This window comes from uncultured Dokdonia sp. (assembly GCF_937910895.1).
Lineage (GTDB): Bacteria > Bacteroidota > Bacteroidia > Flavobacteriales > Flavobacteriaceae > Dokdonia.
Genome location: NZ_CALEMI010000101.1, coordinates 1 through 9,727 on the forward strand (window position 1 = coordinate 1; position 9,727 = coordinate 9,727).

Below are 9,727 nucleotides of genomic sequence, written 5' to 3' on the forward strand. Positions count from 1 at the left end.
TTTTTTTCTTTTGCTACCAAAAAAATTATTGAAACCCCGCAACCGCTTGCTAACCCAAAAAAACCTAAAAAAAAAAAAAAAAAAGACCCCTAAAAATATCATCTTTATGATTGCTGATGGTACGGGAATAAGCCAAATATCAGCAACGCAATTTTATCATTCGGAGCCTTCTAACTATGAACGTTTTAAGCATATCGGACTTATAAAAACATCATCTGCGAGCGATCTTATTACAGACTCGGCTGCTGGAGCTACGGCATTCTCGGCTGGGGTAAAAACATATAATGGGGCTATTGGAGTCAATACAGATACCATAGCAACTCCAACTCTATTAGAAGACTTATCTGAGCGTGGTTATGCTACAGGAGTCATTGCGACCTCAACCATCACACACGCTACGCCTGCTAGTTTTTATGCACACGTGAGATACCGAAAAATGGAAGAAGAAATTGCTGAAGCTCTTACCTACTCTTCAGTTGACTTTTTTGCTGGTGGTGGTCTTCAATTTTTTACTGATAGATCTGACAAAAAAGATCTAATCAGCGAACTCACAAAAAACGGCTTCGAAATAGAAACAACGTCATTAAATGGAAATATTACAACAGATCCAAATAAGAAATATGGATTTCTCCTTGCAGATGGAGGAATGCCAAAAATGATAGAAGGAAGAGGTTCTTTCCTATATGATGCTACGGCATTAGGGCTTTCGTATTTGAAGAAAGACAAGGATGGATTTTTCTTAATGGTAGAAGGTTCTCAAATAGATTGGGGTGGTCATAACAATGATAGTGACTATCTTATTGGAGAAATGATAGATTTTGATGTTGTTTTAGGAAATGTATTAGACTTTGCTAAGAAAGATAAAAACACGCTTGTCATCGTCACTGCCGATCATGAAACGGGAGGATTTACGCTAGCCTCTGACGATGGTAATTATAATAAAATTAAACCTAGTTTTTCTACAGGAGGACACTCAGCAACCATGGTTCCTGTTTTTGCTTATGGACCAGGCGCTGAAGAATTTTCTGGAATTTATGAAAATACCGCTATCTATGAAAAAATTAAAGCACTCCTTAAATTATAGAACTTTCATAAAGCCATACTAAAATAGCTTTCGCCGAATTTTATTTTATTAATTTAGCCTTTACAAAGAAATTGCATGACATATCTACACGATATAGGTAAATACTTCTTAATGATTAAAGAAACTTTTGTCAAACCGACAAAAGGGAAGGTATTAAGAATTTTAATTTTTAAAGAAATAGATGACCTGATTATAGGTTCTTTAGGAATCGTTGCATTTATATCATTTTTTGTAGGAGGTGTTGTGGCTATTCAGACAGCACTTAACCTTACCAATCCAATCATTCCAAAAGAACTTATAGGGTTTGCTTCAAGACAATCTGTTATTCTTGAATTTGCGCCTACGTTCTTATCTATTATTATGGCTGGTAAAGTAGGTTCTTTTATCACGTCTAGTATAGGAACTATGCGTGTAACAGAACAAATTGATGCACTAGAAGTGATGGGGATCAATTCTTTAAACTACCTCGTATTTCCTAAGATAGTTGCGATGTGTTTTTACCCTTTTGTAATTGCTATCGCTATGTTCTTAGGGATTTTAGGTGCTTACGTTGCTGCTGTTTATGGTGGATTTACAACAGCCGATCAGTTTTTGACAGGCTTGAGAGATGACTTTATTCCATTTCATATTGTATATGCATTTTTAAAGACATTCATATTTTCCTTTTTACTGGCTACCATCCCGTCCTATCATGGATTTTATATGCGAGGTGGGGCACTGGAAGTAGGTAAAGCAAGTACGACTTCTTTTGTATGGACGAGTGTCGCGATTATTGTTACAAATTATTTTATCACTCAAATGTTATTAAGCTAATGATAGAAGTACGTGATTTAAGAAAAGGATTTGGAGATGTAGAAGTTCTCAAAGGACTCAATACCACTTTTGAAAAAGGAAAAACGAATCTCATCATTGGACAGAGTGGATCTGGAAAAACGGTGTTTATAAAAAGTATGTTAGGCCTTTTTAGACCTGACAGCGGTAAAATTTTATACGATGGTGTCTGTTACTCCGATTTAGATTTTGAAGACCAACGGGATATTAGAGAAAAAATAGGGATGGTTTTTCAAGGAAGCGCCCTTTTTGATTCTATGACTGTAGAGGAAAATATTATGTTTCCTTTGCGGATGTTTACAAAGATGAAAAAAAATGAAATGCTTGAACGCACAAATACGGTAATAGATCGTGTCAACCTCGAAAATGCAAATCATAGATTACCTTCAGAAATATCTGGGGGAATGCAAAAGCGTGTAGCCATTGCCAGAGCTATTGTAAATAATCCTAAGTATCTTTTTTGTGATGAGCCTAATTCTGGATTAGATCCGCATACGGCTACGGTTATTGATAATTTAATTAAAGAGATCACAGAAGAATATAATATTACAACCATCATTAATACGCATGATATGAATTCTGTGATGGAAATTGGTGAGAAAATTATCTTCTTAAAAAAAGGACATCTTGCGTGGGAAGGAGATAAATCTCAAATTTTTAAAACAGATAATGAAGAAGTAACCAATTTTGTATATTCTTCCAACCTATTTAAAATGGTGCGTAAAGCTCAGAATGCCAAAATTTAATTCTCCCTTTTATATTTTATTTTAAGCGCTCATGTACTATTAAGTTTTTGTTTGTTGTCCTAAAGCTACAAACTCTTTTGCTGTGTATTCTTCTATAACAAGGGTATCCAGATTAAATCTTTTTTTCAACCAATCTGCTATTTTTTCATTATTCTTTTGTCGTACCACTAGTGGTATGGTATCTACCCAACCTAACTTAAATGTGGTGATGGTATCTGAACTTTTAAAGTTAGAATATACCATATTAGCATACGCAAAACCCTCCAATCCATCATACAAAGTTTTTACTTCTTCACCGAGACGATCAAAAGGAAGCGCTGCTCCTTTAAGTCGTACGATTTGCTCTTCCAGTAATTCTATTTGCGCATCCTTTCCTTGTAAATTTTCTTGATTTTTCAGATATAAGTCTTCCAAAATTCCCGATTTTACCTGAGAAGATAATTGCGCTGCGAGCGCAGAACTTTGATCAGCTCCTTGATGAACAACAAGAGACGTTAATTCTAATCCTTTTATTTTCTCTAGTTTAGTTTGCCAAGCTTGTACCTTGTTTTGAGGCACAAGATTTCCTATCAGATATAAGTCAATCTCTTTACGGTCATAATCTTCTGTAAATTTTATAACCTCAACACCCTCATAATCAACAACCTCATTAACAAAAAGTTTAACATCGTTTACAAATATTTGTTTTTGATATAATTTAACAAACAATATAATACTCGGAACAATCACGGTAATAGCTACTAGCGTAGCGATTAATGTCACTCTTTTACGTTGTTTTTGATTTGCATATTTTACCATCGGAAACCTCAAAAGCTTCACAACAACAAAAGTGGCAAGTGCTATAAATACGGCATTTATAGAAAATAGGTATAATGCTCCTCCCGCAAAAGTCCAATTTCCTACAGCGAGTCCATATCCAACTGTACACAAAGGTGGCATTAATGCCGTAGCAATAGCGACGCCAAAAATCACACTAGCGATAGTTCCTTTTTTTGTTTTAGCAACAATAAGTGCAAGACCTCCAAAAATAGCGATAAATACATCTAAAATGGTAGGATACGTTCTAGCTTCAAGTTCTGGTGTAAGCTCAGTGAGCGGTGATATTCTAAAATAAACAAAGGCAGTAAGCACACTTAAAAACACCATAATCCCTAAGTTCACAAAGGATCTCCGCAACATCACTCCATCATTTATTGCGGTAGAAAGCCCTACCCCAACAATAGGTCCCATTAATGGTGAGATAAGCATAGCGCCTATCACAACTGCGGTACTACTGACATTAAGTCCTATACTCGCAATGAAAATAGAAAAAATAAGAATCCATGCGTTATGCCCTTTAAAAGGAATGTCTTTTCTAACAGCTTCTACTGTGGCATCTCTATCGGTATCCTGACGAATATCTAGCAGTTCTGATAGGAATTTTTTAATTGTTTCCCAAAGCCCTTTAGCATTTTGCTTTACCGCTTCCTTATTTTGTTGGATCTCTTTGTCTGCTTCGTCCATATTCTTGAAACTATAGATTTGACGTACTCTTATATTATCCTAAATTACGACCAAATTTTGATTGCACCGCATTACGTATCTGTTTAATATCTTGTTCTTTAGATTTTGGCACAATCATAAGAACACCTTCTTTTTCTACGATAATATAATCTTGAAGTCCATCAACAATCACTACTTTATTACTTTCTGTTCTGATGATAGTACCCGATGTATTTGATGTAATCACTCTCGCATTTATGATTGCGTTTTCATCTTGATTTTTATCTGTTTTTTCATATAAAGAACCCCAAGTACCTAGATCATTCCAATCAAAAGTAGCAGGAACTACTTTTACATGTTTATGCTTTTCCATGATGCCATAATCAATACTAATATTTTCGGCATTAGGATACTGCGTATTGATAAATTCTTGTTCTTCGGGAGTATTGTATACATCTATTCCTTTAGCAAATAAGGCATACATTTCTGGTAAGTGTGTTTTAAACCCATTCAATACGGTTTGTGCGCTCCAGATAAACATTCCTGCGTTCCATAAGTAATCCCCACTTTTCAAAAACTGTTTTGCTGTCGTATAATCTGGTTTTTCTGTAAATCTTTTAACCGCTTTCGCGAAAGCGGTATCCGCCTGATCATAATTGATATATCCATATCCTGTATTAGGAAATGTCGGTTGAATCCCTATCGTAGTAATGACATTTTCTTCTTGCGAGGCGTCAAATGCAATTTGTAAATCATGTACAAACGCATCTTCATCTTCAATCCAGGCATCACTAGGTGCCACAATCATTACCGCATCTGGGTTTTCCTTTTCTATTTTTAAAGCAGACAACAAGATACACGGAGCCGTATTACGCATCGCCGATTCTAATACAATATTTTTTTGTGCTATCTGAGGGATTTGCTCTTTGACAAGCGCGTTATATTTACTGTTGGTAAGTACGAGTATTTGATCTTCAGGAACAAATTTTGCAAGTCTGCTGAAGGTTTTTTGCAATAACGTTTCGCCTGTTCCTAACATATCGTGAAATTGTTTAGGATATGCTTCAACACTTACTGGCCAAAAGCGAGAACCCACGCCTCCTGCCATTAATAGTGCATAATAATTCTTGTTTTTTGTACTCATGCCTTTCAATCCAATTGTTCAATTTCAGCATTAGGCTGAAATAAATACACTTTCCCCGTAGCTACCTCTACACACTCATAGCGTTTTACACGCTTGTTTCCTTTTCTGAAAATTTTACCATTGTAGATTCTGAATCTCGCCCCTGTGGGAATCTCAAAGATATAATTTTTATCAGTGGGTGGGTCGTACTTTTTGAGCGCTACAGATAAGTGCGCATCTGTGTCGCTACTTGCTTTAGGATTTTTAAAATGGCGTGCTATATAAGGTAATACTTCTTGCGGAAAAATATCAGGTCTAATAAACGGAAGCATTAATAGTTGAAAAGTATGTTTCCATTCTCTTCCGTGAGGTTTTATAAGTCGCCCATACTTTTCAAAGGCAACGAGATGTGCGATCTCGTGAATAAGCGTCATTAAAAATCGGTATTTATTCAGGCTTACATTTACGGTGATTTGATGTTGTCCGTTGGGCATCCTTCTATAATCCCCATGACGAGTGATTCGTTCATTGACAATTTTCAAATACACACCATGAGTCTTGATCAACTCAAAGGCAGGATTTGCAGCTCTTTCTGGGATGTATTTTTTAAGGGTATCTACCATGTATATTCTTTGGTAAAATAAGAATATTCTACTTTTCAAACAAGGATATACACCAATCCTTATCTAAAATTATTTTACTTTTCTTTTATTATAAATGAAATGAATTCTGTCTAATACTCAGTAAAAACTACCACCCTAATTTAAACAAAATAAGCCTACAACAAGCTATATATAAAGTATTTAATACAAAAAAGAATGTATCTTCATGCTATTATTAACTTAAAAATATTTAGTATGTTAAAGAAAACATTAAACTTAAAAGGTGTTAGAACACTTTCTAACAACGAGCAAAAAGAAATCAATGGAGGATTTTGGGGAAATTGTCAAGCTCAAATCGTTATTTGCTATGATGACAGTGACTGCCCTTGTGGTCGCACTTGTGGAGTTACTGTAGATTCGCCAACTGGACCTCTAAACGTTCCTGATGTATGTCAATTTTATTAAATAATAATCATTTTTAAAATTCAACACATGTTAAAGAAAACATTAAACCTAAAAGGAGTTAGAACACTTTCTAACAACGAGCAAAAAGAAATTAAAGGAGGATACTGGGGAGGTTGTCAAGCCCAGTTTATTGACTGCAATAGGGATAATGACTGTCCGTCTTGTAGTACAGGTTGTGGTATCTCTTTTGAAGTCAATGGGCAGGTTTTTATAGAAAAATTTTGTAGATTTTAATACAAAGTAACTTTAAATAGAAAAGGCTTCTTGGTTTTAAAATCAAGAAGCCTTTTCTAATTGTGAAATAAAATCTTCAAGTTGACTTCTATTTTTATGTGAACTCACATGAACATTACCTAAATAAATCATTCCTAAATATCCTGCCGTGCTTTTAAAAGGATACCAGAATACATCATCTACTGTGTTATTAAGACTACAACTCATTGCTCCAAAACCTTTATCTCTCAACTTTCTTCCTAACTCCTTTTCTATGGTGAGTAGATCAGAAAATCTATCAAAAAACACTTTTAGAATCCCACTCATGGTATACCAATAGACAGGGGTAGCCACAATGATATTTTGATAGTCCCCGATAACACGTCTCATTAAAGGAAGGAAATCGTCGTCCTTATTAGCGTGCTCATAGTCATAATAACTTATTTCATACTCGCTCAAATCTATAATATCACAGTCCATAAGCTGTTGTAGATCTTGAACAGCCTTTGCTGTATTTCCATCGGATCGAGAACTTCCTAAAATGATGACTGTTTTATTCAATGCGATATATGTTTAAGGTGTACTTGTAGAAACTTGTAACAACTTCCCGTTATAGAATTTATTTCCAGTCAGTGCAAAGTTGGCTAAGTAATCTGCCATTTCTTTTGCGGTTAATGGTGCTTGATAGCCTGGAAAGGCTTCTTCTAGCATTTCTGTTTGCACAGCTCCAAGGGCCACTACATTAAAGGCAACTTGTTGTTCTTTATATTCTTCGGCGAGGAGTTCGCTCCACGTGATCACAGCACCTTTACTAGAACTATAGGCAGCAAGTCCAGGAAACTTCATACTACCTTGCACACCACCCATACTACTTACGGTCACTACGTGTGCACCAGAAGTCATATATGGAAGTACCTTTCGCGTAAGCTCTGCCACGCCAAATACATTGACTTTATACACGGCTTCAAAATCTTCCATGGTGGTTTCGGCAAACGGTTTATTTAATAAGGCACCCGCATTATTAATCAATACATCAACACCTTCCCAATCACTTTCAATGAAATCAATGACTTTTTGAAAATGAGTAGCGTTTGTAATGTCAAAAGAAAAGGCGGTAATATTCTGTTTATTGAGAATTTTACACGGGGTCTCATTTCGCGAAAGCGCAAGCACCTGATGCCCTTGATTTGCTAGTATTTGAACCAATTCATAGCCTATCCCTCTGCTCGTTCCTGTAACAATAATTCTTTTCATTAGTTTTTGATTTCGTTCATTTTAATCTCCTGTGTCTTCGTATTTGCCATACGTTCTAGTCCTGGAATGAGTTTTTGTATCACCTTTTCCATAAACGGAATATCCATCTTGTCTGCTTCATCACCTACGCCATGATAGTGATTATAATTAGTGAAATCAAAAGAAGAAATAGTATGTGCTGGAATATTAAATTCTTGATAAAAAGGGTAGTTGTCACTACGCATAAAGAGGTTAAATTCTTTGGCTTTTGGTAAGAATCCTATCACGTTTTCTCCTGCGTATTCGTTAAACTTTGCAGGCATATTTGAAAGATCATATCCAGAGATATACACCAAATGATCTTTATCTTTCATAGGCACGCCGATCATTTCTATATTAAACATCACATACGGCATAATTTTTTCATCTTTAAGTCGCTTTGCTAAATGCTTTGATCCTAACAGTCCTTTTTCTTCAGCGGAGTATAATGTAAAAATAATAGTACGTTTATTGGTTTTCGCTTTCGCGAAATGATCTGCAAGCGCTAAAACAGCGGTAGTTCCTGCAGCATTATCATTAGCTCCATTTGCAATCGTATCCTCACCTACAGGTTTTCCTTTTCCTATATGATCATAATGCGCCCCGATGATAATAATCTCGTTTTTCAACACAGGATCGTTGCCTTCTACGACACCTACCACATTAAAGGCATCTTTTTCTTTTGCTATAAAGTTGTCTCTATAGGTTTCAAAATAAGGAGCTACACCAGCATTTTTAAAACGTGCTTCTATAAATTGTGCCGCAATTTCTATTTCCATACTTCCCGTATCTCTTCCTTGTAACTCATCTGCAGCTAAAAACTCAATTGTTTTCTTAACAGAAGTCATTTTATTAATGTTAGGAAACACCATTGTCATCTGATCTTTTGTAGGATCAGGCTTGGGTGTATTTGGCACTTTTACAGAAGGTGGCGGTGGAGGTGGCGGTGGAACATTAGACGTTTTTACGGGTTGTAATGCAGAACCACATGACATGAGGATGCTCAAAACACCCAAAAGGAATAGTTTTCTCATAGTGCTAAAGATAAAAAATCCCATCTGAAAAGATGGGATTTATATGGTTATGCTTTCGCGAAAGCAAAATTACGCCAGCATTAATACTGGATTTTCGATATACATTTTGAGCGTTTGTAAGAACTGTGCTCCTGTAGCACCATCTACAGTTCGGTGATCACATGCCATCGTCAACTTCATGGTATTTCCTACGACAACCTGACCGTCTTTTACAACGGGTTTTTCTACAATCGCTCCTACAGATAAAATCGCAGAATTAGGCTGATTGATAATCGAAGTAAAATCTGTAATCCCAAACATTCCAAGGTTTGAAATGGTAAAGGTACTTCCTTCCATTTCTTGAATGGTTAATTTTTTATTACGTGCTTTTCCTGCAAGTTCTTTTACCTCAGCATTAATTTGTGGTAATGATTTTTCATTTGCAAAATTAACTACAGGTACAACCAATCCATCAGGAACGGCAACCGCTACCCCAATATGTACGTGATGATTTAATTTCATCTTATCATCAAACCACTGTGAGTTTACTTGCGGATGTTGTTTTAATGCTAAGGCAGTTGCCTTAACAACAATATCGTTGAATGAAATTTTAGTATCTGGAATAGAATTGAATTGCGTTCTAAAGGCAATGGCATTGTCCATATCATACTCAACACCTAAGTAATAGTGTGGTGCTGTAAATTTGGAGGCGGCTAGACGCTTGGCAATTGTTTTGCGCATCTGACTGTTTGCCATCTCCTCAACAGATTCAATCCCAGCTGGTACAAAAGGTCGAACACCTCCTGCTGCTGGTTGATAGCCCTCTATATCTCTTTTGATGATTCTTCCACCATCTCCAGAACCGGATACCATAGCGATATCAATTCCTTTTTCTT

General features: G+C 36.0%; 12 protein-coding genes. 5 read left to right on the plus strand and 7 right to left on the minus strand.

What is annotated here, in order from left to right; translation table 11 throughout:
• Positions 1-46 precede the first annotated feature (46 nt).
• The 3 genes from Q0505_RS12375 (at position 47) to Q0505_RS12385 (ending at position 2,661) form a co-directional block, all read left to right on the plus strand.
• Entirely contained in the window at positions 47-1,084 is a 1,038-nt protein-coding gene (locus tag Q0505_RS12375; protein ID WP_299213293.1) for an alkaline phosphatase, read from the plus strand.
• 75 nt (positions 1,085-1,159) lie between these two features.
• Positions 1,160-1,897 (plus strand): ABC transporter permease, encoded by a 738-nt coding sequence (locus Q0505_RS12380; protein WP_299213270.1) that lies wholly within the window; start codon positions 1,160-1,162, stop codon positions 1,895-1,897.
• The gene (locus tag Q0505_RS12385) at positions 1,897-2,661 is read left to right on the plus strand and encodes an ATP-binding cassette domain-containing protein (protein WP_299213273.1); all 765 of its coding nucleotides are present in this window, start codon (positions 1,897-1,899) and stop codon (positions 2,659-2,661) included. Before Q0505_RS12380 ends, Q0505_RS12385 begins: the two co-directional genes overlap by 1 nt.
• A 39-nt stretch (positions 2,662-2,700) precedes the next feature.
• On the opposite strand, the gene Q0505_RS12390 is transcribed toward Q0505_RS12385, so the two are convergent.
• The 3 genes from Q0505_RS12390 to Q0505_RS12400 are packed head-to-tail and all read right to left on the minus strand — an operon-like array spanning position 2,701 to position 5,889.
• Positions 2,701-4,164, minus strand: coding sequence for a DUF389 domain-containing protein (locus Q0505_RS12390; RefSeq protein ID WP_299213275.1), 1,464 nt, complete (start codon positions 4,162-4,164; stop codon positions 2,701-2,703).
• 34 nt (positions 4,165-4,198) lie between these two features.
• Positions 4,199-5,287 (minus strand): mannose-1-phosphate guanylyltransferase, encoded by a 1,089-nt coding sequence (locus Q0505_RS12395; protein ID WP_299213277.1) that lies wholly within the window; start codon positions 5,285-5,287, stop codon positions 4,199-4,201.
• A gap of 5 nt (positions 5,288-5,292) precedes the next feature.
• Entirely contained in the window at positions 5,293-5,889 is a 597-nt protein-coding gene (locus Q0505_RS12400; RefSeq protein ID WP_299213279.1) for a SprT-like domain-containing protein, read from the minus strand.
• Positions 5,890-6,123: 234 nt separating this feature from the next.
• Between Q0505_RS12400 and Q0505_RS12405 the strand changes: the two genes are divergently transcribed.
• Positions 6,124-6,333, plus strand: a complete 210-nt coding sequence (locus Q0505_RS12405; protein WP_299213281.1) for a hypothetical protein — start codon at positions 6,124-6,126, stop codon at positions 6,331-6,333.
• A gap of 27 nt (positions 6,334-6,360) precedes the next feature.
• Positions 6,361-6,567, plus strand: a complete 207-nt coding sequence (locus tag Q0505_RS12410) for a hypothetical protein (protein WP_299213283.1) — start codon at positions 6,361-6,363, stop codon at positions 6,565-6,567.
• A 42-nt stretch (positions 6,568-6,609) separates the two neighbouring features.
• Here Q0505_RS12410 and Q0505_RS12415 read toward each other — a convergent pair whose 3' ends face one another.
• The 4 genes from Q0505_RS12415 to Q0505_RS12430 all read right to left on the minus strand — a co-directional run.
• On the minus strand, positions 6,610-7,107 hold the full coding sequence (locus Q0505_RS12415) for an NAD(P)H-dependent oxidoreductase (protein ID WP_299213285.1): 498 nt from the start codon (positions 7,105-7,107) through the stop codon (positions 6,610-6,612).
• 12 nt (positions 7,108-7,119) lie between these two features.
• On the minus strand, positions 7,120-7,800 hold the full coding sequence (locus Q0505_RS12420; RefSeq protein ID WP_299213287.1) for an SDR family oxidoreductase: 681 nt from the start codon (positions 7,798-7,800) through the stop codon (positions 7,120-7,122).
• Positions 7,800-8,852: a M20/M25/M40 family metallo-hydrolase gene (locus Q0505_RS12425; protein ID WP_299213289.1), complete on the minus strand. Its 1,053-nt coding sequence runs from the start codon at positions 8,850-8,852 to the stop codon at positions 7,800-7,802. Before Q0505_RS12425 ends, Q0505_RS12420 begins: the two co-directional genes overlap by 1 nt.
• Before the next feature lie 69 nt (positions 8,853-8,921).
• Positions 8,922-9,727, minus strand: an 806-nt coding sequence (locus Q0505_RS12430; RefSeq protein WP_299213291.1) for a dihydrolipoamide acetyltransferase family protein, incomplete at its 5' end; no start/stop codon positions are given.

Coding starts and splice junctions, on each gene's coding strand:
- Q0505_RS12385 (WP_299213273.1), top strand. CDS start 1,897: ATGATAGAAGTACGTGATTTAAGAAAAGGATTTGGAGATGTAGAAGTT.
- Q0505_RS12380 (WP_299213270.1), top strand. CDS start 1,160: ATGACATATCTACACGATATAGGTAAATACTTCTTAATGATTAAAGAA.
- Q0505_RS12405 (WP_299213281.1), top strand. CDS start 6,124: ATGTTAAAGAAAACATTAAACTTAAAAGGTGTTAGAACACTTTCTAAC.
- Q0505_RS12390 (WP_299213275.1), bottom strand. CDS start 4,164: ATGGACGAAGCAGACAAAGAGATCCAACAAAATAAGGAAGCGGTAAAG.
- Q0505_RS12395 (WP_299213277.1), bottom strand. CDS start 5,287: ATGAGTACAAAAAACAAGAATTATTATGCACTATTAATGGCAGGAGGC.
- Q0505_RS12425 (WP_299213289.1), bottom strand. CDS start 8,852: ATGAGAAAACTATTCCTTTTGGGTGTTTTGAGCATCCTCATGTCATGT.
- Q0505_RS12420 (WP_299213287.1), bottom strand. CDS start 7,800: ATGAAAAGAATTATTGTTACAGGAACGAGCAGAGGGATAGGCTATGAA.
- Q0505_RS12400 (WP_299213279.1), bottom strand. CDS start 5,889: ATGGTAGATACCCTTAAAAAATACATCCCAGAAAGAGCTGCAAATCCT.
- Q0505_RS12410 (WP_299213283.1), top strand. CDS start 6,361: ATGTTAAAGAAAACATTAAACCTAAAAGGAGTTAGAACACTTTCTAAC.